Source organism: Halomonas sp. TH-94 (assembly GCF_057473365.1).
In genome coordinates this window covers 1-22,667 of record NZ_JBYCKL010000054.1, presented here as the reverse complement: position 1 = coordinate 22,667, position 22,667 = coordinate 1, and the positions used below count along the sequence as shown (strand labels likewise).

The window sequence follows — 22,667 nt, the reverse complement described above, 5'->3', positions numbered from 1 at the left end:
GGCCCACTTCCCCTTCCCCTTCCCCTTCCCCTTCCCCTTCCCCTTCCCCTTCCCCTTCCCCTTCCCCTTCCCCGTGCTGATTGGGCCAGACCAGTTCGAGCTGCTCGGCCAGCGCCCGCTCCTCGCTGTCGTCCGAATCCAACATGCGCAAGTAGTAGTAGTGATTGGCCACGGTGACGGCGCAGTCACCCGGCTCAGCCAGCGCCCGTAAAAGCTCGCCATCGCGGCCACCGGTGGGCTGTGCCAGATTAGCCACCAGTGCCTCTGCCCAGCGCTGGGCCTCGGCGTCACCGTGATGCAGGACCATCGAACTCACCAGCGAGACGTTATAGGGTGAATGGCCGCTCCCCAGGCACAGCTTGCCGGCCAGTCGCTCATCCGCCAGCGCCTCGTAGCTCAGCGGTTCCCAGTCGATTTTCTCTGGATTGACGTAGATGACCCGCGCTCGCGTGGCGTAGCCGCTCCAGCCCGCTTCGAGATCACGCAGCTCGGCCGGCACCCTCGACTCGAGCCACTCGGACTCGAACGGCTGAAACCAGCCGGCCTCCACCTGGGCATGAATATTACTGCTGTCGACAACCATGATCACGTCTACCGGTGGCTCAGCCTCGCTCGCCATGGCCTCGGCGAGCTCATCCGTGGTCAGCGTCACCAGTTCGACGGGAATGCCCGTGGCCTCGGTGAAGGTGGTAAATATCGGTGCCAGAGGGTCGTTCAGGCGCGGACCGGTGATTCTGAGGGGTTCGTGGGCCAAGGCCAGCGGGGCGGCCAGCAAGGTCAGCGCGAGGGGCAAGGCCGCGCGAGCAAAAGGCATCGACATCGGTGGGCTTCCGGTACTGATTCCAGGGGCCGGGCGCGGGATGCCCGGCAAGAGCAAGAATGGTAATCATTGCCAGTTCATGACGCACCGTTCCGAACGGCAACGATCCGTTCTAATTCCAGCAACCCGCATCGTGCTTGCATCGAGACGGCACTCTTCACGACAATATTTAGCTTGCTCAATATCAAGGATGCCCGATGCTCGCCGATCTCTTTGCCGTCATGGCACCCGTTCTGGCAGGCGCCGGCCTGGGCTTCATGTGGATTCGCCTGGGGCATCCCTATCCTGTCGACTTCGTTACTCGCCTGGTCTTCAATATCGGCACGCCGGCCCTGGTCATCGCCTCGCTGACGGGGGCGGAGATCGATGCTGGCAGCTTCGGCCGCACTATGCTGGCCACCGCCCTGGTCATGGTGTCGATGGCCGCAGCCACCTTCGCCATGGCACGTCTGCTGCGGCAAGACTGGCGAGTGTTGCTGGCACCGATGATGTACCCCAATACCGGCAACATGGGGTTGCCGGTGGTGCTTTATGCCTTCGGCAGCGCCGGCTTCGCCTTCGGCATCACCGTGATGGTCACGGTTTCGCTGTTCCAATTCACCTTGGGCGCCATATTTGCCAGTACCGGCAGCCCCTGGCGAACCCTGGTCAGGACCCCGACGATTTACGCTATCCTGATAGCATTGATTCTGCTGCTGACGGACACCGAGCTTCCACGATGGCTGGACAACAGCGTGGACCTGATCTCGGGTTTCACCGTCCCGCTGATGCTGATAACGCTCGGTGTGTCGCTGGCCAGCATCAAGGTGAAGAACCTGAAAACGGGCATCGCCTTCAGCCTGCTGCGCATCCCGATCGCCGCAGGGTTGGCCTGGGGGATCGGGACGTTACTGGGCCTGCCACCGTTGGCGCTGAGCATTCTGGTACTGCAAATGTGCATGCCGGTGGCAGTGTTCAACTATCTGTTTGCGCAGCGGGCCAAGCGGGAGCCGGAGTATGTCGCCAGCCTGGTGTTCTGCTCCACGCTGCTGGCACTACTCTATCTGCCGATTCTGCTGGCAATTTTGCTGTAACCTGATGGGTGGTTTACGGGTGATGGGAACACCCCTGCCGCGTCACAGTCTCTATCTGGTGGGGCGGCAACACAAGCAAGGGAGGAGGTTATGCACGAAGCATACAAGCGGCTGGCATTCGCGCTGCTGGCAGGCGCTGCAGCAAGCGCGCCGGCTCAGGCCGTAGAAGTGGTCGAAGAGCGAATCGCTACCGAAGGTCAGGCGTTGCGTCTGGAGCGTATTGCCCAGGGCCTGGAGCATCCCTGGTCCGTGGCAATGCTGCCCGAGGGGCGTTTCCTCGTCAGCGAGCGCCCAGGCCGGATGGCACTGGTCGATGAAGACGGCAGCATTTCCCATCTCGAGGGTGTGCCCCAGGTCAGCGCCCAGGGTCAGGGGGGGCTGCTCGATGTCTCACTGCATCCGCGTTACGGCGACGGCGACCACGACTGGGTGTACTTCACCTGGAGCAAACCCGGCGATGGTGGAAGCGCGACGGCGTTGAGCCGTGCCCGACTGACGGACGATGCGCTGACCGACGTCGAGACGCTGTTCGAACAGGACCGCACCTCCAGCCCGGGCAGACACTACGGGTCGCGAATCGCCTGGCTGCCGGACGAAACCCTGTTGATCTCAATCGGCGACCGAGGCACACCCGAGCGCGCCCAGGACCAAGGCGACCATGCCGGAAGCTTGCTGAGGCTGACGTCCGAGGGTGGCGTACCCGACGACAACCCTTTTCTCGGCGATGACGCCACCCTCGACGAGCTCTTTACCCTGGGCAACCGTAACGTTCAGGGCATGGTGGTCACCGATCAAGGCGTCGTCTGGGTAACCGAACACGGCCCGCTCGGGGGCGATGAGCTAAACCTCATCGAAGCCGGTGAGAACTATGGCTGGCCCGATGTCAGCCAAGGACGCGATTACGGCACCCGCGAACCCATCGGGGATGACTCGCTCTCGGGGATGCGCGACCCGGTGCATGTTTTCGACGTGCACTTCGCTCCTTCCGGCCTGACCCAGATCACCTCGACTAGCTTCGGCGACTGGCAGGGCGACCTGCTGGCCGGCGGGCTGCGCAGCGAACAGCTGCATCGGCTGAGCGTCGACGGTGGAGAAGTGGTTGCAAGCGAAACCGTGCTGGATGGCCATATCGGGCGCATTCGTGATGTCATCCAGGGGCAAGATGGTGCCATTTACCTGGTCAATGACGAGGCACAAGGCAGCCTCTACCGGCTGAGGCCGGTAGATTGATTCCAGCGCGGCACCGAACCAAGGGTCGGTGCCGCTTTCGTCGAATGCTGCCTGCGAGATGCCATGCGCCTACGCAATCTCATACTCATCACCGTCATTGCGCCGTTGTTCCTCGTGCTGCTGATCTTCAGTCTGGTAGCCATCAAGTCGCTCGAGGAAAACGTTCGCAACCGCCTCGAGCGCGAAGTCCAGGTGATCACCAACGTGATCGGCACCACCTTGAACCACGCCTTGACGCGGGACGCCACCGAGCCTCTCGAAGAGTCGCTCTATTCCGCTTTCTCCTTCCACCGCATTTACGGGGCCTATGTCTTCGATGCCAACGGGCGCGAGATTTACGGGCTCGGCCTAGGTCAGGCCCTGTTCAGCCCCGAGACCATACGTGAGGTAGCCGAGCGCGGCGAGATGCGCGCCGCCTATCGTGAGCACGATGGCTGGCACTACTACTCCGCTCTGAAACCGCTGTTGTCGAACACCGGCGAAGTGCAGGGGGTACTGCAGGTCAATCGGCTCAACACGGGTATCGAGAACTACACCGGTTTTCTCAGCCAGCTGGCCCTGCTGGCGTTCGTAATTGGCGCCGCCGGTATCGTCCTGGGCATCTGGTGGGGGTTTCGGCGCCATATCGAACGCCCCTTGGAACGTCTGCTGGCGGTCATGCAGCGGGTCGAGGCCGGCGATCGACAGCAGCGAGCCGAGGCCGAGGGCCCCCAGGAGTACGGACGCCTGGCCGTGGCCCTGAATGGCATGCTCGATGCCATGGCCGAAAAGGATGCCGATATCGAGGCGCGGCGACGCAAGGAAATCGAGCTCGAGAAACGCTTGCGCAAGTCGAAGAAGCTTGCCGAGCTGGGGGTACTGGCAGCCGGCGTTGCGCACGAGATCGGCGCTCCGCTGACCGTCATCAACGGTCAGGCCCAGCGCCTGGCGCGGCGCGAGACGCTCGACGACGCGGACCGCGATCGACTCGCACGTATCCGCGGTGAAGTCGAACGTATCGTGGAAATCGTACGCCAGTTGATGGAGCTTGGTCGGCGTCACAACGTCGAGAAGGAACCGCTGCAACTCACCGAACTGCTCCATGCCACCCGCGAGCTGGTGGAGGAGGATTTCGAGCAGAATGACATCCAGCTGGAATTCGACCTGCCCACTGAAACGCCGGCCCTGTTGGCAAACGGCCAGCAGTTGATTCAGGTCCTGACCAACCTGCTGCGCAATGCCGCCCAGGCCAAGGGCGTCAAACGGGTACGCATCCGGGCACAAGAGAACGAAGGCTGGTTGACACTGTGGATCGAAGACAACGGCCCGGGGATCGCCGACAAGGACAAGACGAAGGTTTTCGACCCATTCTTTACGACCAAACCCGTGGGCCAGGGCAGCGGCCTCGGACTATCCATGGTGCATCGAATCATCAACGATCATGGCGGCACTGTCGGTGTCTACGACAGCGAGCTGGGGGGAGCCGGCTTCGAAATCGGGCTGCCATTGAGCGATAGCGATGAAGGAGGGAATGACCCGTGACAGGAAGCCACAGTTTTACCGATCTACCGATACTGGTCGTCGAGGATGATGCCGCCATTCTCGAACTTCTCGAGGAAGAGCTCCAGGAAGCCGGCTATCCCACCCTCGGGGTCGGCAGCGCCGAGGAAGCCATTCTCACTTTGAGCCACAGCGAAGTGGCCATGATCATCAGTGACGTGCGTCTGCCCGGCATGAGCGGCCTGCAGCTGCTCGAACAGCTGCGTCAGGAGGGCAGCCGCATAGGGTTCATCGTCATCACCGCTTTCGGCACCATCGACCAGGCTGTCGATGCACTGAAGATCGGGGCCGACGACTTCCTGACCAAACCGCTCGACCTGGAGAGTGTGGGCGAAGCGGTCTATCGGGTGCTGGAGAACAGACGCTTGGCCGAACGCTTCCAGCAGGGTGAGCCCGCCGGCCATTTCCACGGTATCGTCGGGGAGAGCGAGACGATGCAGGCGCTGTTTCACGATGCGGCGCGCCTGGCCAAGAGCGATGCCCCAATTCTGATCCTGGGCGAGAGCGGAACCGGCAAGGAGCTCCTGGCTCGCGCCATTCACGCCGAGAGCCCGCGCTCCGGTGAGCCATTCATTGCCGTCAACTGCGCCAGCATCCCATCCGAACTGATGGAGAGCGAGTTCTTCGGCCATGTGAAGGGCGCCTTTACCGGCGCCAGCGACTCACGCCAGGGTCTGTTCCAGACGGCCAACGGCGGCAGCCTCTTTCTCGATGAAATTGGCGAGATGTCGCCTGGCCTGCAAGCCAAGCTGCTGCGTGCCTTGCAGGAAAAGATGGTCAAGGCCGTGGGGGCCGAGAAGGAGGAATCGGTGGATGTGCGCATCATTGCCGCTACCCACCGCGACCTGGAGCATGAAATCGAAAGCGGGAATTTCCGCAGCGACCTGTTCTATCGCCTGGAAACGTTTTCTCTGCGGATCCCACCGCTGCGTGAGCGCCAGGGAGACATCGAGCGCCTGGTCTCGGCCTTGATCGAAAAGCATGCCACCGCCCAGAACAAGCAAATCGAGCGAGTCGAGCCCATGGCGCTACAGACGCTGCTCGATTACTCCTATCCGGGCAACGTGCGCGAGCTAGAGAATGCCATCATGCGCGCGGTGACCCTGGCCGAAGATGGCCTGCTGAGCCATGACGACTTGCCTGAGCGCATTCGCCAGCACGGCCAGGAGCAGCGCGGCATGGTACGGCAACTCGAAGCCGGTAATGCCGTGGTGGCCAGAAGCCAGCAGAGCTGGCCGAGCCTAGAGGAGGTGGAAAAGCGCTATATCCAGAAAGTGCTGGAAGCCACGGGCGGCAACAAGCGGCGAACGGCCGACATTCTCGGCATCGCCAGACGCACGCTGTATCGCCGGCTGGAGGAAGATTAAGAGGCTGTAAGAAACCGCGAACAGCAAGGGCCGAATCGCAAGGCCTAAGTAACCAGGAAGCAGAAGCCACAAAAAAGCCCCCGTGGGAGATCGGGGGCGAAGTACGCCATGCAATTCGACTGACGGTGCAAGGGGGGAGGGTGGCGGGCCGCCAGCGAATTACGACGCCTCATGATGGGAAGGAAGAGGCTCGGCTTCCATTGCGTCGCCTCTTCGATCCTTCCTTCGCGGACAGTCACACTTCCCTGTGCGTCCGCAGTTCATATCCCAGGCAGCTTATTGATTGCTGGTGGTACCAGTAGCGCCCGGGCCGACTTCTTCACCTGAAGCAGCGGGGTCGTCACCAGGCATTGCCTCGGTGCCTTCACCGAAGCCGGGCTCCTGGTCTTGACCGAACCCAGTGGCTCCTTCCTGCTGCATGCCCGGCTGCCGCTGTTCTTGCTGCGCACCCGGTGCTACGCCGTCTTCCATCGGAGCGGGGTCTGCACCCGGGCCAACACCTGTGCCAGGCGCGGCGTCAGTGCCGGGGGTCGGCTCTGCGCCGGGAGCGCCGTCAACGGCACCCGGCATGGTTTCGGCAGCGCCTTGATCGGTTGCACCGGCGTCAGTACCGAAACCGGTATCGCCACCAGCACCAGTGCCCATACCATCGACGTCGGCTTCACCCGGTGCTACTCCGTCTTCCATGGGGGCGGGGTCGGCACCCGGGCCAGTCCCGGCAGCAGCGTCAGTTCCAGGGGTAGGTTCAGCACCCGGAGCGCCTTGGACGGCTTCAGCCGGATCCTGAGCGCGCTCTTGAGTCTGGAAATCGTCCTGCTGAGTCTGGGTCTGCTGGGCCAGCGCGAACGGGCTGGCAGTCAGCCCCATGGTCACGCCGACAATGCCTAGCTTCTTCAGAAATTCCTTGGACATCATAATTCCACCTCCTGCGGTATCGCTTTCGCGAAATGTATTGGGCATCCTGCCCTGAGCTGCCATCAACCTAGATGGCAGCACGAAGCGTAAGGTGTCAGATTACATGCCACCCTGCTCTTCCTCGTCGTCGACCAAGGGATCATCCACCTGACCTTGGTCCATCGTGTCCTGCTGACCCTCGAGCTCATCCTCATCGGGAACCGGCTCTTGCTCGGCCTCGGGCAGCGGATCTTGCTCAGGCGTTACATCGCCCATGCCTTCCGGGCTTTCCTCGGGACCCGTAACCGGGTCTGCGGAGCCATCGCCAGAAGCAGTACCCGTCTGATCGATGCCAGGATCAGCTGTCGTGTCCTGCATCGGAGACGTCTGCTCTTGCGTGGCAGGCCGATCCTCTTCGACCGGCGGCAGATCATCGTCGTTGCCGCAACCGGCTAGAGAGAGGGTGCCGAGGGCTAGAGCCACTGCTGAAGCCAAGGCTGCAGAGCGCTTGGTAAAGATCCTTCCTTGCTGATCATGGCTCATATGTCGTTCTCCCTTGAATTGGTCGTTCTCACCCAATGTACAGCATAGGCTGTGCCAGCCATGCCGGATTTCCTAATATCACACATATTTCAATAACTTAAAAAACAAAGGCATGATCCAGACGAAAGCGAAATCCGACCGCAAGGGTGGTAAAAAATGACACATGAGCCGGTCTGCCACAAAAAATCCTGCCCTTCCTACCGGCTGAAAAACGGCAGAGGGGCACCCTTGGGTGCCCCTTTAACAACCGTTGGGTTCCGTTTCAGCTCATTGCGGCGAAACTCCCCGGAGCCGTTCACTACGCCGTCGTAGAAGTTCCAGCGTCGTCAGCATCAGCATGGAAAGCAGCACCAGCATTGTCGCTACCGCCAGAATCGTCGGACTGATCTGTTCGCGAATGCCCGACCACATCTGGATCGGCATAGTGCGTTGCTCGGGACCGGCGATGAACAGCACCACCACGACCTCATCGAAGGAGGTAATGAATGCAAACAGGGCGCCGGAAACCACGCCAGGGGTAACCAGCGGCAGCACGACCTTGAAGAAGGTACGTGTAGGATTGGCCCCCAGGCTGTGAGCCGCCTTTATCAGCGTGGTATCGAAGCTCGATAGCGTTGCCGTTACGGTGATCACGACGAAGGGGATACCCAGCGCCGTGTGCGCCAGAATCACACCGAGATAGGTCTGAGCCAAATTCACCTTGGAAAAGAAGAAGAACATGGCGGCGGCAGAGATGATCAGCGGCACGATCATGGGCGAGATCAGCAGCGCCATGATGGCACTACGCGCCGGCATGTGCCGACTCGACAGTCCCAACGCAGCCACGGTTCCCAGAATGGTTGCAAGAATGGTCGAGGCGATACCGATGATGAAGCTGTTCTTGATGGCATGCAGCCAGGCCCGGGAGGTGAAGAAGTCCTCGTACCAGCGTAACGAATAACCGGCTGGGTCGAAGGTCAGCATCTCCTGGGTGAAGGTGAAGTAGGGTTGGGCGTTGAATGACAGGGGGATGATGATCAACAGCGGCCCGACCAGGAACAGGAAGATCAGCGCGCACATCCCCAGGAAAACGTAGTGCCAGATACGCTCGCCACGAGTGGCATAAGAAGGAATGGCCATGGTTACCCCAGCTTGACCTTGTCGACGCCGATCAGGCGATTGAATACCAGATAAAACACCACCACCACGAACAGCAGAATCGAGGCGATTGCCGCCGCCAGCCCCCAGTTGAGGGAGGTCTGCATGTGATACGCGATATAGTTGGTAATGAAACGTCCTGACTGCCCCCCCACCAATGCCGGGGTGATGTAGTAGCCGATGGAAAGTATGAACACCAGAATGCCCCCGGCTGCGATTCCCGGAATGGTCAGCGGAAAATAGACGCGCCTGAAGCACAGGAAGGGCCGCCCTCCCAGGGAACGTGCGGCACGCATGTAACTCGGCGGAATGGTCTTCATCACCGAATAGAGCGGCAAGATCATGAAAGGCAGCAGGATATGAGTCATGGCCACGATGGTGCCCGTCTTGTTGTGAATCATCTGCCAACGTGCCTCGTCGGCAATGACCCCTATCGCGACCATCATGTCGTTGAGCACACCCTGTGACTGCAGGATGGCGATCCAGGTCGTGGTGCGCACCAGCAGCGAGGTCCAGAACGGGAGCAACACGAGGATCATCAGCAGGTTCGAATAGCGTAGCGGCAAGCTGGCAAGCAAGAAGGCGACCGGATAGCCAAGTAGCAGGGTCAGGCCGGTAATCACCAGGCTCATCCACAGCGTGCGCCAGAACAGGTTGACGTGAAGACGCTGAGATTCGGGAGCCCGAACGATCTCGCCATCGGGCGTCAATTGGCGGTCCACCGCTGCCAGGTAATAGCTGAGCGTAAGCGGCGCTGACTCGCGCTCGATCAACTTCCAGGTATCGAGATCGCCCCAGTTGGCATTGACCTCGATAAGCGCTTCCTTGTAAGGCGGTTCGAGCGTATTAAGGCTCCGGGCCGTTCGGGTGATCGTCGAACGCATGCCTGCCTTTTCGTAATTCAGCCGGCTCGACAACAGCCCCAGATTACGTGCCTGCTGCCCCTCGCGCAGATCCTCGGCCAGCGCTGCGTACGCCTCCTCTCCAGGTAGCGTCTCTCTGTCCCAGCCCTCCAGGGCGTCGACCGTACGTGACAGGTGTGTCGAGACTTCAGGATTATCGACACTGCGCCACAGCATTTCGAAGATGGGCATGACGAAAGCGACGACCAGAAACAGCAGCAGAGGCGATACCAGCAAGAAAGCCTTGAGCTTCGAGCGCCTCACGGCACGACGCAGGCTGACCTTGAGCGGCACGCCATCGGCAGTGGTCAATGGGGAAGCGGGAGAACCGGACACTCGTGCCCCTCCGGAAACGTCATGACGACAATGAGTCGGCGCCACCCGGCAGCACTGCCGGGTGGCGGTCACACCTTACTGAGCCAGCCAGGCGTCGAAGCGCTGATTCAGCTCGTCGCTGTAGTCGGCCCAGAATTCGTCGTCCTTCTGGATCGCGGTAGCGAAGTTGGGCGGAAACGTCGGCATGTGAGGCATCATGTCGATGCCCGTTTCCGCATGCACGGAAACCAGATCCGAGGAAGAATAGCGAGCCGGCCCGTAGGAAATGTATTGGGCCTGATCGGCCAGCCGCTGGGTGTCGGTAGCGAAGTAGAGGTAATCGCGCACCTTGTCGAGCTTGCCGGTCGGCACCACCCACCCATCCAACTCGAAGACCTGGGCATCCCAGATGATTTCGAAAGGCTGGTTTTCGCTTACCATGGCATCGAAGATGCGGCCGTTGTAGGCCGAGGCGAAGGCCACTTCCCGATCCGCCAGCAGCTGTGGCGGCTGGGCGCCCTCTTCCCACCAGATCACGTGATCCTTGATGGTATCGAGCTTGGCAAAGGCACGCTGGATACCCTCCTCCGTCTCGAGCATGTCGTAGACATCCTCGCGGTCTACGCCATCGGCGATCAGGGCCCACTCCATGTTGTTGATCGGACGCCGCATCAGGGCACGTTGGCCTGGGAAGTTCTCCAGATCGAACACGTCCTCGATGGTGCTTGGCTGATTGTCCTCGGGGAACATCGCGCTGTTGAAAGCGACGATATTCGAGTAAACGATCGAAGCCACGAAGCACTCGCCTAATGCCCCGTCGACGAAGTCCTCGCTGGGCGGCGTGCCGTCGGGCGCCGGCGCCAGCAATTCATCGTGGTCGAGGGGCTCTATCAGGCCTTCGGCACAAGCGATCATGGCATCTGCCGGCAGCATGTCGACCAGATCCCAGGTGACGTTGCCCGCCTGGGACTGGGCCCGCAGGCCGGCCAGCGCATTGGCGCTGCGGTCGATATTGACGATCTCGTCGCCGGTCTGCTCCATCCAGGGCTCGTGGTAAGCCCGCTGCTGACTCATGCTGTAGGCACCGCCCCAGGAAACGACGTTGAGCGTCTGCTGGGCCTGTGCAACGGCAGCCAAGCCCAGGGTCGAGGCGCCCGCTATAGCGCATACCAATACCTTGAGCGCGGGTTTCACTTGCTTCATCTCACCTTTCATCATCGATCTCCCTTCCTTGTTGTACTTATTGATACCGCCACATGGCCGACTCGGATCAGGCATCGAGTGCCCGACAGTCGCTGCTGGACCAACCGATATCGACTGACTGGCCAGGTCTCAGCGAAGGTTGCCCTTGTGCATTGGGCGTCTTGAGAATGAACTCCTCATTGCCGCACACACTGACGCGTGTACGCAGATGATCGCCGAGGTAGATCACCTCTCTCACCTCGGCCCTGAAGCGATTATCGAAGGCAGTGGAATCACCGTTAAGCACCAGCCCGACGCGCTCCGGGCGCAGGGAAAGCGTGGTACGCGACCCTATACCACCGCATGCAACGGGCTTGGCCAGCACCGTCTCCCCGCTGTCGAGGCGCACTTGGCACGTGTTGCCGATCGTTTCGGTCACTTCACCGTAGAGGCGATTGTTTTCACCGATGAAATTGGCGACGAAGGCATTTTCGGGCGCTTCGTAGAGCGTCTCCGGTGCTGCCAGCTGCTGGACGATGCCATCGTTGAACACGGCGATACGATCGGACATGGTGAGCGCTTCGGTCTGATCGTGGGTGACGTAGATCATGCTGACGCCCAGATCGGCATGGATGCGTTTGATCTCGTACTGCATCTCCTCGCGCAGGTTCTTGTCCAGCGCGCCGAGCGGCTCGTCCATCAGCACCAGCTCGGGTTCGAAGACCAGCGCTCGAGCCAGTGCCACACGCTGCTGCTGGCCGCCGGACAGCTGCGCAGGTCGGCGGTCGCCGAAATCGTTCAGCCGCACCATGGCCAGTGCCCGCTCGACCTTGCGCTTGGTTTCCGCCTTCGAGAGACGGCGGACTTCAAGCGGAAAAGCGAGGTTTTCGGTGACCGACATATGCGGAAAGAGGGCATAGTTCTGAAAGACCATGCCGATGCCCCGCTTGTGCGGCGGCAGATCGTTGATGGGCTCCCCCTTGAGCAGAATCTGACCATGGGTTGGGGTCTCGAAACCCGCCATCATCATAAGACAGGTGGTCTTGCCCGACCCGGAGGGCCCCAGCAGAGTGACGAACTCGCCCTGATGCACATCCAGGTTGAAGCCCTTCACCACCAGTTCGACGCCGTCGTAGCTTTTCTGCACGTCGATGAAACGGGCGAAGGGCGGTGTAGCGTCGCGCTCGTCCTGCCTTGCTCTATCATCACGCTGTTGTTGCAGGCTTACATTCATGCAGAGTTCCCACTCATGGCCAGCTTCAGGCGAAGCAAACGGTGCCCATGAGAGCCGGCCATTGTTCTTGTTGGCATTGATTGACCCTATTCCTATAGAGGCACCAGTCGCAACCCTTCAAGGTTCAAATAGCGTTGAACCGGCTCCAGGACAAGGGAAGCAATTTCGTTTAACGGCAAGTTACCAAAAGATACAAACCCGTTACTCATTGGCGCTAAAGGATATCCGGCTGACGTCCCGGTTCGGCATAGACGGTACATTCATGTACAATTCTTGTTCCAATAAGGCGTTCCGGAGTGCGCACCTGCAATAAGACGGGTAACACAATCCGGAGCCGCTAAACTTGACGTTGTGTAACGTTTTTACGTGCACCCACATGCGTCTCGTCGGGTCCCCGACATAACGTAAATCAGGAGAGCACGACATGAACGGCAGATTCATGGTTCCCTTCCCCTTGCGCAATCCCAGCCTCTTCGACCTTGAAGGGGGAACGTAACGTGAGCGACTCCAATCGTAATGAACCCGAGCGGAAGGTAGAGCCCCCGTCGGAAGGCGTGCCGGCGCCCGAGGGTCGGGCCAATCTCATCGATACCGACTACGTCATCGGCCAGGACAATTTGGCTACCGACAAGCTCGGCTTCAGCATCGACCTGCATGGCAAGGTATTCACCATTTCGGCTTTGGTCACGGTCTTCTTCGTGATCCTCACCCTCGCCCTGCAGGCGGAGGTCGAACCGCTGTTCAGCGCCTTGCGCGACTGGCTGACCGGGAACCTCTCATGGTTCTTCCTCCTGGCGGGCAATATTTTCGTGCTGCTGTGCCTGGTATTGATCGTTTCACCGCTGGGCAAGGTGCGCATCGGCGGCATGGATGCCAAACCCGACTTCAGCTATACCGGCTGGTTTGCCATGCTGTTCGCCGCCGGCATGGGGATCGGCCTGATGTTCTACGGCGTATCCGAACCGATGTCGCACTTCGATGCCGCCATGGGCGGCACCACCGTCGAGGATGGCGTGCGCACCGACTGGGCTCCGCTCGGCGGCGCTGCCGGCGACCCATCGGCAGCGGCAAGTCTCGGCATGGCGGCGACGATCTATCACTGGGGGCTTCATCCCTGGGCGATTTATGCCGTGGTAGCGCTGGCACTGGCCATTTTCTCGTTCAACAAGGGACTGCCGCTCACCATGCGGTCGATCTTCTACCCCATTCTGGGCGAGCGCGTCTGGGGGTGGCCCGGGCATGTGGTGGACATTCTCGCCGTGTTCGCCACCCTGTTCGGTCTCGCCACCTCCCTGGGCCTGGGTGCGTCGCAGGCCTCGGCAGGTCTCAGCTACCTGTTCGGCGTCCCCGAAACGGACGCCACCATGGTACTGCTGATTCTCGGCATCACCGCCGTGGCCATCCTGTCGATCCTGGCAGGGGTCGACAGGGGCGTTCGCCGACTCTCCGAGCTCAACATGGGACTGGCAGTTCTGCTGTTGCTGTTCGTCATCATCGTGGGCCCGACACTGCTGATTCTGACCGGCTTCTTTCAGAATCTGAGTACCTATATCGTCAACCTGCCGGCGCTTTCGAACCCCTTCGGCCGGGAGGATGCCAACTTCAGCCAAGGCTGGACCGCCTTCTATTGGGCTTGGTGGATCTCCTGGTCGCCCTTCGTCGGCATGTTCATCGCACGCGTCAGTCGCGGACGCAGCGTGCGCGAATTCCTGATCGCCGTCCTGCTGGTACCTTCCTTGGTTTCGGTGCTGTGGATGACCGCCTTTGGCGGCACCGCCATCGACCAACTGGTCGGCGATGGCTTCGAGGGTGTGCGAGAGTCAGCGCTGGAGCTTCAGCTGTTCATGATGCTCGGCGAACTCCCGTTGACGGAGATCACCTCGTTCGTCGGCATTGTGCTGGTCGTGGTATTCTTCATCACCTCGTCGGACTCCGGTTCGCTGGTGATCGACACCATCACCGCCGGCGGCAAGGTCGATGCCCCCAAGCCGCAGCGAGTGTTCTGGGCCATCATCGAGGGCGTCATCGCCATTGCCTTGCTGTTGGGTGGCGGCCTGGTCGCGCTACAGGCAATGGCCGTATCCACCGGACTGCCCTTCACCTTGGTGCTGCTGGTGGGTTGCTATGCCATCGTCAAAGGCTTGATGAGCGAACCTCGTGCTTGACCCTGAAAGGTGATGCCAGGCGGCCACGGAAGGCCGCCTCAACGTTTCCCAGGACCGGGCACCGTACCGCGGTAGGCGCTGGCTCACGACAGTAAGGGTAGAAATGAAAAAAATCCGTTACGTCAAGTATTTCTTGAGCGATACGACGACTAGCAACACGGCATCGCTTCGGGCATATTCCAAATAGATCATTACAACTATGCCCAGGAGCCGTTCTACGCCCATGATGGCACCCGAAGACGCCTTTCGTCTGCTCGCCGATGGCTTGGGCAAGGCCGGCACTCCCCAGGCGTTCGATCATCTGGTCGAACGTATTTCCACGATTTTCGGCGGGGAGCATGTGCTGATCGGGAAACTGCTTTCCGACGAAGCCACCGTGCGTACCGTGGCTTTCTGGTCGAGAGGCGCTCTCCTGCCCGTCTCGGTTTATACGCTGATTGGCACTCCCTGTGAGCATGTGCTCAATGACGAAGTGTGCGAATTCACCGCCGACGTTCGTCAACGCTTTCCCGATAGCGCTCTGCTGCAAGAACTCGAAATCGAAAGCTACGTGGGCATTCCGCTGCGTGCCCCTGATGGCCACCTGATCGGCCTGCTTGCGGTGCTCTTCAGCCGTCCGCTCGAGCTGGCCTCTTATGCACGTGAAGTACTTCGAATCGCGGCTGCCCAAGCGGGTGCCGAGATGGCACGGCGTGCCGAGGAGGAGAAGCGCCGCAGCAGCGACTACCAGATCCAACAGCTGATCTATTGGGACAGCATTACCGGGCTGCCGAACCGACGATGCTTGATGGAGCGACTGGAGGAGGCCTGCGAACAGGCCCGACTTCGCGACAGCTGCCTGGGCCTGCTCTACCTCGACCTGCAACGTTTCCGCCAAATCAACGATACACAAGGGCATGAACTCGGCGACCAGATCCTGGCCGAGATCGCCAGCCGTTTCAGCACCCAGGTCGAGCCGGGCGAGTTCATTGCCCGCCTGGGGGGAGACGAATTCATGGTGCTGCTCACCGATACCCGACCGGCCGCCATGGCGCATGCCATAGAGCGCTATCGCAATAGTCTGTTGCCGCCGATACAGCTGGCGGAGCGCAGCTTCTCGATTTCTGCAAGTGTGGGAGCCGCCATGTTTCCACGCGATGGCGACAATGCCCAGTCGCTGTTTCAACATGCCAGCATTGCGCTCAACCACGCCAAGCGGGACAACAGTCGCACGCGCTTTTTCACTTCCACCATGGCCGACGAGCTGCAGCAGCACGAGATTCTTCAACTGCGCTTCAGCGAAGCGCTGGCCAATGGCAAGCTATCGCTCGCCTTCCAGCCACAGTTCAGCCTCAAGACCGGAAAACTGATCGGTGCCGAGGCCTTGTGTCGCTGGCACGATGAAATACTCGGTCACGTCAGCCCCGGCACCTTCATTCCGTTGGCCGAAGAGCAGGGGCTGATCCGCCCCTTGGGCGAGTGGGTACTGGAGGCCGCCTGTCAGCAGATCATGGCCTGGGAGCGCCAAGGCAAACCGTTCCCGGGTCGACTATGCGTCAACGTATCGGCTCAACAAATGGACGATCCACGCCTGGCGGAACACATACAGCGCATCGCCACCCGCGTACCGCCAGGCAAGTTGGGATTGGAGTTGACCGAAAGTGGCCTGATGCGCAACCCCGAGCAGACGGTGCGTATCACGCGGGCCCTGTGCAAAGCCGGTTTCAGTCTGGCAATCGACGACTTCGGTACCGGCTACTCCTCACTCACCTACCTCAAGCGCTTCGCCGCCGACACCCTGAAAATCGACATGTCATTCGTGCAGGATATGCTCAAGAGCAGCCACGATCATGCCATCGTCTCCACCATCATTGCCATGGCTCAGACGCTGGGCATGCTCACCGTGGCCGAGGGCGTCGAGGAGGCCGAACAGGCCGAGGCACTGCGAGCGCTGGGCTGCACCGGGGTCCAGGGCTTTCATTTCGGCCGGCCGGTGGATGGCAAGACCTTCGCCGAGCTGTGGCTGTAAGGCAGCATTGACCGCCTGAGCACCCGCCTATATCGCTGATGACGAATCAGCTAAGTCCACAGCTTGCCAACGGGCGTTTCAACGCCATAGTGCCTCGCCACCTGTGCCTGAAACAGCTCGGCCGTGGCCAGCGCGTCGACCAAAGCGTGGTGCCCCTGATAATCCGGTAACCCGTAGCGCCGACGACTGTCTGCCAGGCGTATCGAAACCGGCGGTCGCCGCATCCAGCGTTGCAGGCGTGCCCATAGCGAGAGCCGATGCAGGCGCGCTTCCAGCGACATCGTATCGATCATGGGAAAACGCATGCCCTCTCCCAGCCGGGCCTTGACCGCCTCGTCGAGGAAGGGCCGCTCGATATGACGAAAATGCACCACGACGAGCCGACCTGCCAGCGACTCGAGAAGCTCAGGCAGGATTGCGCTGAAATCGGGGGCGCCGGCCACCTCTGAGTGGGTGATGCGATGCAGAGTGACAGAGGTATCGGATAGCGACCGGTTGGGGCGGACGACCCAGTAACGCCGCTGCGCCAGCGATATGCGTTTCAGGTTGAAGGGCACCAGGCCGACGCTGACGATGGCGTGGCGCTGGGCATCCAGCCCGGTGGTTTCAAGATCCACCGCAACAAGAGGCGCCTCGCCCACAGGCGTATCGGGGTCGATGCAGCCGGTGGCAAAGAAGCGCTGCAGCGCAGGATCACCCGTTTCAGCGGCTCGCTGCTGCAGGTAAGTGGGCCAATCGAGCCCTTGGGTGCGAGATGCCAGGCGATGGGACAGCACGATCAGCTGGCTCGACCGGAGTGCGACGGTACCGGGTAGCGGTACTTGAGGAATTTCTGCGCGCGGCTGAGAACCTGAAACGCATCCTTGAGATGGTGTCGTTCGCTATCGGCCACGTTTTCCGGCTCGATGTCGTTATCCGGCTCGCGGTCATGATCGAGGTCAATGACCTGATGACGAATCCGCACCATGGAGAGCAGTTCCATGGCATGGCGCAGCTTGGCGTCGACACCTGGCGCCAGCAGCTGTGTGGTCGCGATGTCATCCAGACGCTCGAAGCTGTTCTGGGCCCGCGAACCACAGGCCAGCGCGTGAACGCGTATCAAGTCGACCAGTGGAGCCGTTCCTCGTCGCTTCAGATTGATGGTGTTGTTCTGCTTGCCATCCTTTTCCATCACGAAAGTGCGGAAGAATCCCAAGGGGGGCGTGCGATTCAAAGCATTGCGCGCTACTGCCGCCAGAAAACGGGGGCTACGCGGCGCCTTGTCGGCGATGAGATCCTGCAGCTCTTCGATATAGGCCTCTTCGCCATAAGCGCTGTCCAGATCGAAGAAAATCGAGGAGTGAAGTAGCCGCTCGGGGGTGGGCGAGTCGATCCATTCGCTGAAATAGCGTTTCCAGACCTGCAAGGGCTGGCGCCACCGGGGATTGGTGGCCATGACATCGCCTTTGCAATAGGTGTAGCCACAGGCGGCCAAACCGTCGCAGACGAATGCCGCCAGGCTGGCGAAGTAATCGTCATGCTGGGCGGGATCAAAGTCGTCCGCCAGGATCAACGCATTGTCCTGGTCGGTCACGATGGTCTGCTCGTTACGCGCCATGGAGCCATTGACCATGAAGCAATACGCCACCGGCGGTGGACCCAGGGACGCCTCGGCCAACTCCAGCAGGCGGCGTACGAAGCTGCGGCCGATGGTGGATAGCGCCGTACCGACCATTTGCGAGTTGGCACCCTCTTCCACCATGCGCACGCAGGCGATGCGAACGTCCGGGGCCAGCCTTGCCAGCCCCTCGACGCTCGATTGGTGAAAGATGTTGCTGACCAGGTAGAGGCTACTGTGCGTCTCGTAACGGATGATGTCGGAGAGATGCACGATACCCATTGGCCTGCGGCGATACAGCACGGGAAGATGGTGAATATTGTTGCGCAACATGCACAACATCGCTTCGTGCACTGACTCATCGGACTGTATGGTGATCAGTTTCTCCCCAGCCAGTTCGCCCACGGGAGTATCGGGTGGTAGTCCCTCGGCCACGATGCGCGTGCGAAAATCACTGTCGGTGAGAATGCCCCGCAGTTGCCAAGGGCGATCCTCGGTATCGGTAAAGGTGTAGCGAGGGTCGTCGTTCGGCTCATCGAGAATCAAAGCTGCCGAAGCCTGGGCCTCGCTGATCTGGCGCGCTGTCTCCTGTACCGTGGCGCTGGCCTCGACCATCACCGGATAGCGCGTCAGCAGTTTGCGCACCCGGGTGATCATCATGTCGTTGGCTTTCTTGTTGTGCGCTACGGCCGTTTCCAGCCTGGGGCGCTCCAGCTCGACGAAATCGGCAAAGTGCTCATCGGCTTCGCACAAACGCAAGAAAACGGCTTCCGGGAGGAAGTAGATCAGCGTGTCTTCCAGGGCGCGGGCAGGAAAATGTACGCGGTTGTTTCTCAGCAGGCTGAAGTGACCGAAGATATCCCCCTCGCCCAGGCGATTGTAGAGATCGCCCGTGCGCCGCCGGACCTCGACGGCGCCGCTACGGATGTAGCAAAGCTCATGCAGCTCCTGGTTGTACTGCAAGATCTCGGAGTCTGCCTGGAAGTAACCGACCTCGACCTGTCCGGCCACCTCGTCGAGCAGCTGGTCGCTGAGCGTTTCGAAAGGCGGGAAGCGCCCCATGTGCTGTCGAATCTCGAGCAGTTCCGCATCCATGTACTGTCGGACTCCAATACCGTTGCCGAAAACCGTCTTCCCCTAGGAAGAGTAAGGGCACACGTACGATAGACACAAGAAAGGCCACCCGAAGGCGGCCTTTCCCGATATCAGCTGGATTGCCGGTCGCTTACGACTGCTCGGCCATCTGCTGAACGCGCTGCATCAGCTCCGGATCCTGCTGGATGGCATGGCCGATGGCGTTGAAGGTATCCACATCGAGTCCGTTGTCCTCGACCACCTCGACCATGCGGTCGTTGGCTTCCATGCGCACTTCCTGCTGGGACTGCTCGTCTTCGGCCGCATGCAGGCGCTCGGTGTACTCCTGAGAAATCACAGCGATTTCCTGGGAGGCATCGGCAAACTGCTGAAGCTGATCATCGGAGAAGTCCTGAGCGGGTGCCTGCGCTTGCGGTTGGCCGGCCGGATCCTGGGCGGGATCTTGCTGAGCGTGCGCCTGAACGGTCATCAGCCCAGCGGCGAGAAGGGCGGCCGAAAACAGTGCAGTCATCCGTTGCATGAATACCTCCAAGGGTGTTGCTGTGAATGTAGGGGTTCTGACGAACGAGAGCGGACAGAGTTCACTTTTTTATGTTACGAAATGTTTTCGATGCAGATGACCGTGCCTAACATCGCCGTGTAAAAAGTTAACCTGCTAGCTTTCGTCCCCGCGAGCGACCGAGTATTGTCGATACCTGATCGATCACGCACAAGGACCCACCCTTCATGCCTAGCACTGCCAACACACGCCTCGATGCCGCGTTGCTGGCCAGCATGCCGATTCTGTTCGTCGCCCTGTGGAGTACCGGTTTCATTGGCGCCAAGTTCGGTCTGCCACATGCCGAACCCTTCACCTTTTTGTTCATCCGGTTCGTGATAACCCTCGCCCTGTTGATCCCCTTGATCAAGCTGATGGGAAGTGGCTGGCCGGCCGGCTGGCGCCTGAAGGGTCATATCGCCGTATCGGGACTGCTGGTGCACGGCGCCTATCTTGGCGGGGTCTTCTACGGCATCTATCTGGGCATGCCGGCCGGCCTTACCGCACTGCTGGTCGGCCTGCAGCCCCTGCTGACAGCGACCTTGGCGGGACCGCTGCTGGGCGAGCGCATCGGCGGCATACAGTGGTTGGGGCTGGGGTTGGGCCTGATGGGCATCACGCTGGTGCTGGGCAGCAAGCTCGACCCTGGCGTCGAGCTGTTCCAGGGCTTCGGTCTCAGCGCACTGGCCTGCGTCGTTGTCGCCTTGGCTGGCATTACGCTTGGCACGCTATATCAGAAGCGCTACTGCACCGGCATGCCGCTGCTCTCGGGCACGGTGGTGCAATATCTAGCGGCCGGAGTTCTGCTCGGCATCGGCGCCCTGTTGGTGGAAGAGCGGCACGTCGAGTGGACGCTTGCTTTCGTGCTGACGCTGGCCTGGCTGGTGTTGGTACTCTCTATCGCTGCGATTCTGCTGCTGATGGCCTTGATCCGGCGCGGCGAAGCCTCTCGCGTGGCCAGCCTCTTCTACCTCGTTCCTCCCGTCACGGCGCTGCAGGCCTGGTGGCTGTTCGACGAGCGCCTGCCCATGGCGGCTCTGGTGGGCATGGCTATCACCATCGTGGGCGTGGTACTCGCCGCACGCGGCCAGGCGCGACGCTAATCCAAGCCTGCTTCAGCCGGATGCCAGCTGTTCGAGGTAGCGCGACCCACCGAGGTTACGCATCTGCTGGCGGATCCACTGGCTGCGGCGTTCCACGTGCGGCCCCGGCCGGGCGGCATCCCAGGCCCTGGGGTTGGGCAGGATGGCCGCCAGTCGGCTGGCCTGAACTTCGTTGATACGATCGGCCGAGACGCCGAAATAGTGCTGTCCCGCCGCTTCCAGACCGAACACACCGTGGTCCCATTCGACGATGTTGAGATAAACCTCGAGAATCCGCTCCTTGGGCCACAGCGCCTCTATCAGCACGGTAAACCACGCTTCGAACCCCTTGCGCACCCAGCTGCGCCCGGTCCAGAGAAAGAGGTTCTTGGACGTCTGCTGACTGATCGTGCTGGCGCCCCGCAGCCTCGCTCCACTACGACTCGCCTCCCAGGCACGACGCATCTCGTCCACATCGAAACCGCGATGGATCGGGAAGCGCTGATCCTCGGCGGCAATCACCGCCAACTTGGCATGATCGGAAAGCTCCGCCCAAGGGCGCCACTGATGCTGTATGGACAGATTCTCGCCGCCCATCCAGGCTTCCACCTTGCGCTCGAGCATCACCATGGAGCCGTAGGCCGGCACGTGGCGCAACAGCATGACCAGCAGGATGGACAATACGACGAAGGCGGCCCCGGCAAGGGCCGCCCAACGCAGCGTACGATACAGCCAGAATCGGATCATGCACCACCCGAACGGGTGGCTCGTTCAACGCTTGTGCAAGTGCTCGGCATGGTAGCGAAGGTGCTCCTCGATGAACGTGGCGATGAAGAAGTAGCTGTGATCATACCCCGGCTGACGGCGCAGCGTCAGGGGGTGATCGTGTTCTTCACACACGGCTTCGAGCCGCTCGGGCTTGAGCTGCTCTTCGAGAAACTGATCCGCTTCACCCTGGTCGATGAACAGATGTTGGCTCGACGCTCCCTTGGCCACCAGCTCGCAGGCGTCGTACTGGGTCCAACTGCCGGGATCGTCACCCAGGTATTCACGAAACGCCTTGCGCCCCCACGGGCACTGAGTGGGGTTGACCACGGGTGAGAAGGCCGACACCGATCGGTAGTGTCCGGGCCGGCGCAAGGCCAGGATCAACGCACCGTGGCCGCCCATCGAGTGACCGCTGACGGCCTCACGACCGTTGACCGGAAAATGCTGACGTACTACCGAGGGCAACTCCTCGGTGACGTAGTCGTACATGCGGTAATGCTTTTTCCAGGGTTCCTGGGTGGCATTCACATAGAAGCCCGCCCCGGAACCGAAATCGTAGCTATCGTGCTCGCCCGGTAGATCGGTGCCACGCGGACTGGTATCGGGACAAATGATGGCGATACCGAGTTCGGCGGCGACACGATGCGCCCCGGCCTTCTGCATGAAGTTTTCGTCGTTACAGGTCAGCCCCGACAGCCACCACAGCAACGGTACGCGTTCGGTCTCGGCCTGGGGCGGCAGAAAGATGGCGAACTCCATTTCGCAATCCAAGGCCCGCGAACGATGCCGATAGCGCTTGTGCCAGCCGCCGAAGCTCTTGTTACTCGAGATGGGCTCGAGATTTTCGGTCATGGTCATCGTCGGTCTCCTCACGGTCGCGCCCGATGGCAGCGACCGGAACAACAAACATAGGTAGGGTTAGCAACTCCCTTGCGCAGCCCCGGCCATCTGACGCTCTGGGCTCTTTCAACCTTACCCATGATAATGAGCATGTGCCACCTGGCGCGGCTCGGGCGTCCGTCCAAAGCCCGGCGCCGGGCGCCTTTCAGCTATCGGCGCAGCACCGGGCGCCTTTCAAAAGCGAAGCACGGTACGGATGCTCTTGCCCTCGTGCAGCAGTTCGAACGCCTCGTTGATCTTCTCGAACGGCATCTCGTGGGTGATGAATTCGTCGATCT

General features: G+C 60.9%; 19 protein-coding genes. 8 read left to right on the top strand and 11 right to left on the bottom strand.

Annotated features, from left to right (window positions below; all coding sequences use genetic code 11):
• A partial coding sequence (locus AC2VNO_RS10490) for an extracellular solute-binding protein (RefSeq protein WP_486934080.1) occupies positions 1 to 820 on the bottom strand: 820 nt, incomplete at its 3' end.
• A gap of 197 nt (positions 821 to 1,017) precedes the next feature.
• On the opposite strand from AC2VNO_RS10490, the gene AC2VNO_RS10485 reads away from it, so the two are divergent.
• The 5 genes from AC2VNO_RS10485 (at position 1,018) to AC2VNO_RS10465 (ending at position 6,917) form a co-directional block, all read left to right on the top strand.
• The gene (locus AC2VNO_RS10485; protein ID WP_486934079.1) at positions 1,018 to 1,893 is read left to right on the top strand and encodes an AEC family transporter; all 876 of its coding nucleotides are present in this window, start codon (positions 1,018 to 1,020) and stop codon (positions 1,891 to 1,893) included.
• Positions 1,894 to 1,983: 90 nt separating this feature from the next.
• Positions 1,984 to 3,123, top strand: coding sequence for a PQQ-dependent sugar dehydrogenase (locus AC2VNO_RS10480; RefSeq protein ID WP_486934078.1), 1,140 nt, complete (start codon positions 1,984 to 1,986; stop codon positions 3,121 to 3,123).
• Positions 3,124 to 3,186: 63 nt separating this feature from the next.
• Positions 3,187 to 4,644 (top strand): sensor histidine kinase, encoded by a 1,458-nt coding sequence (locus AC2VNO_RS10475; RefSeq protein WP_486934077.1) that lies wholly within the window; start codon positions 3,187 to 3,189, stop codon positions 4,642 to 4,644.
• Positions 4,641 to 6,029 carry a sigma-54-dependent transcriptional regulator gene (locus AC2VNO_RS10470; RefSeq protein WP_486934076.1) on the top strand — a complete coding sequence of 463 codons (1,389 nt, stop codon included), beginning with the start codon at positions 4,641 to 4,643 and terminating at the stop codon, positions 6,027 to 6,029. Before AC2VNO_RS10475 ends, AC2VNO_RS10470 begins: the two co-directional genes overlap by 4 nt.
• Before the next feature lie 387 nt (positions 6,030 to 6,416).
• Positions 6,417 to 6,917, top strand: a complete 501-nt coding sequence (locus AC2VNO_RS10465; protein WP_486934075.1) for a hypothetical protein — start codon at positions 6,417 to 6,419, stop codon at positions 6,915 to 6,917.
• A 126-nt stretch (positions 6,918 to 7,043) separates the two neighbouring features.
• Here AC2VNO_RS10465 and AC2VNO_RS10460 read toward each other — a convergent pair whose 3' ends face one another.
• From AC2VNO_RS10460 to AC2VNO_RS10440, 5 genes are all read right to left on the bottom strand, one after another.
• Positions 7,044 to 7,466 carry a hypothetical protein gene (locus tag AC2VNO_RS10460; protein WP_486934074.1) on the bottom strand — a complete coding sequence of 141 codons (423 nt, stop codon included), beginning with the start codon at positions 7,464 to 7,466 and terminating at the stop codon, positions 7,044 to 7,046.
• Positions 7,467 to 7,733: 267 nt separating this feature from the next.
• Positions 7,734 to 8,585: an ABC transporter permease gene (locus AC2VNO_RS10455; protein WP_486934073.1), complete on the bottom strand. Its 852-nt coding sequence runs from the start codon at positions 8,583 to 8,585 to the stop codon at positions 7,734 to 7,736.
• A gap of 2 nt (positions 8,586 to 8,587) precedes the next feature.
• Entirely contained in the window at positions 8,588 to 9,841 is a 1,254-nt protein-coding gene (locus AC2VNO_RS10450) for an ABC transporter permease (protein WP_486934072.1), read from the bottom strand.
• Between the two features lie 75 nt (positions 9,842 to 9,916).
• Positions 9,917 to 11,035, bottom strand: coding sequence for an extracellular solute-binding protein (locus tag AC2VNO_RS10445; RefSeq protein ID WP_486934071.1), 1,119 nt, complete (start codon positions 11,033 to 11,035; stop codon positions 9,917 to 9,919).
• A 55-nt stretch (positions 11,036 to 11,090) separates the two neighbouring features.
• Positions 11,091 to 12,236 carry an ABC transporter ATP-binding protein gene (locus AC2VNO_RS10440; protein WP_486934070.1) on the bottom strand — a complete coding sequence of 382 codons (1,146 nt, stop codon included), beginning with the start codon at positions 12,234 to 12,236 and terminating at the stop codon, positions 11,091 to 11,093.
• Positions 12,237 to 12,733: 497 nt separating this feature from the next.
• Here AC2VNO_RS10440 and AC2VNO_RS10435 point away from each other — a divergent pair, with 497 nt between their 5' ends.
• Both AC2VNO_RS10435 and AC2VNO_RS10430 read left to right on the top strand, forming a co-directional pair.
• Positions 12,734 to 14,401, top strand: coding sequence for a BCCT family transporter (locus AC2VNO_RS10435; RefSeq protein ID WP_486934069.1), 1,668 nt, complete (start codon positions 12,734 to 12,736; stop codon positions 14,399 to 14,401).
• Positions 14,402 to 14,624: 223 nt separating this feature from the next.
• Positions 14,625 to 16,409, top strand: a complete 1,785-nt coding sequence (locus tag AC2VNO_RS10430; RefSeq protein ID WP_486934068.1) for a putative bifunctional diguanylate cyclase/phosphodiesterase — start codon at positions 14,625 to 14,627, stop codon at positions 16,407 to 16,409.
• A 50-nt stretch (positions 16,410 to 16,459) separates the two neighbouring features.
• On the opposite strand, the gene AC2VNO_RS10425 is transcribed toward AC2VNO_RS10430, so the two are convergent.
• From AC2VNO_RS10425 to AC2VNO_RS10415, 3 genes are all read right to left on the bottom strand, one after another.
• Positions 16,460 to 17,185 (bottom strand): 3'-5' exonuclease, encoded by a 726-nt coding sequence (locus tag AC2VNO_RS10425; RefSeq protein ID WP_486934067.1) that lies wholly within the window; start codon positions 17,183 to 17,185, stop codon positions 16,460 to 16,462.
• A 2-nt stretch (positions 17,186 to 17,187) separates the two neighbouring features.
• Positions 17,188 to 19,101, bottom strand: coding sequence for a DUF294 nucleotidyltransferase-like domain-containing protein (locus AC2VNO_RS10420; RefSeq protein WP_486934066.1), 1,914 nt, complete (start codon positions 19,099 to 19,101; stop codon positions 17,188 to 17,190).
• Between the two features lie 130 nt (positions 19,102 to 19,231).
• Entirely contained in the window at positions 19,232 to 19,621 is a 390-nt protein-coding gene (locus AC2VNO_RS10415; RefSeq protein WP_486934065.1) for a DUF4168 domain-containing protein, read from the bottom strand.
• A gap of 206 nt (positions 19,622 to 19,827) precedes the next feature.
• Between AC2VNO_RS10415 and AC2VNO_RS10410 the strand changes: the two genes are divergently transcribed.
• Entirely contained in the window at positions 19,828 to 20,742 is a 915-nt protein-coding gene (locus tag AC2VNO_RS10410) for a DMT family transporter (protein WP_486934064.1), read from the top strand.
• Positions 20,743 to 20,754: 12 nt separating this feature from the next.
• On the opposite strand, the gene mtgA is transcribed toward AC2VNO_RS10410, so the two are convergent.
• Both mtgA and fghA read right to left on the bottom strand, forming a co-directional pair.
• Positions 20,755 to 21,468 (bottom strand): monofunctional biosynthetic peptidoglycan transglycosylase, encoded by a 714-nt coding sequence (gene mtgA / locus AC2VNO_RS10405; protein WP_486934063.1) that lies wholly within the window; start codon positions 21,466 to 21,468, stop codon positions 20,755 to 20,757.
• Between the two features lie 24 nt (positions 21,469 to 21,492).
• Positions 21,493 to 22,347, bottom strand: coding sequence for an S-formylglutathione hydrolase (gene fghA, locus AC2VNO_RS10400; RefSeq protein ID WP_486934062.1), 855 nt, complete (start codon positions 22,345 to 22,347; stop codon positions 21,493 to 21,495).
• Between the last annotated feature and the right edge of the window lie 320 nt (positions 22,348 to 22,667).

Coding starts and splice junctions, on each gene's coding strand:
- AC2VNO_RS10480 (WP_486934078.1), top strand. CDS start 1,984: ATGCACGAAGCATACAAGCGGCTGGCATTCGCGCTGCTGGCAGGCGCT.
- AC2VNO_RS10410 (WP_486934064.1), top strand. CDS start 19,828: ATGCCTAGCACTGCCAACACACGCCTCGATGCCGCGTTGCTGGCCAGC.
- AC2VNO_RS10485 (WP_486934079.1), top strand. CDS start 1,018: ATGCTCGCCGATCTCTTTGCCGTCATGGCACCCGTTCTGGCAGGCGCC.
- AC2VNO_RS10455 (WP_486934073.1), bottom strand. CDS start 8,585: ATGGCCATTCCTTCTTATGCCACTCGTGGCGAGCGTATCTGGCACTAC.
- AC2VNO_RS10460 (WP_486934074.1), bottom strand. CDS start 7,466: ATGAGCCATGATCAGCAAGGAAGGATCTTTACCAAGCGCTCTGCAGCC.
- AC2VNO_RS10420 (WP_486934066.1), bottom strand. CDS start 19,101: ATGGATGCGGAACTGCTCGAGATTCGACAGCACATGGGGCGCTTCCCG.
- AC2VNO_RS10430 (WP_486934068.1), top strand. CDS start 14,625: ATGATGGCACCCGAAGACGCCTTTCGTCTGCTCGCCGATGGCTTGGGC.
- mtgA (WP_486934063.1), bottom strand. CDS start 21,468: ATGATCCGATTCTGGCTGTATCGTACGCTGCGTTGGGCGGCCCTTGCC.
- AC2VNO_RS10415 (WP_486934065.1), bottom strand. CDS start 19,621: ATGCAACGGATGACTGCACTGTTTTCGGCCGCCCTTCTCGCCGCTGGG.
- AC2VNO_RS10440 (WP_486934070.1), bottom strand. CDS start 12,236: ATGAATGTAAGCCTGCAACAACAGCGTGATGATAGAGCAAGGCAGGAC.
- AC2VNO_RS10475 (WP_486934077.1), top strand. CDS start 3,187: ATGCGCCTACGCAATCTCATACTCATCACCGTCATTGCGCCGTTGTTC.
- fghA (WP_486934062.1), bottom strand. CDS start 22,347: ATGACCATGACCGAAAATCTCGAGCCCATCTCGAGTAACAAGAGCTTC.
- AC2VNO_RS10445 (WP_486934071.1), bottom strand. CDS start 11,035: ATGAAAGGTGAGATGAAGCAAGTGAAACCCGCGCTCAAGGTATTGGTA.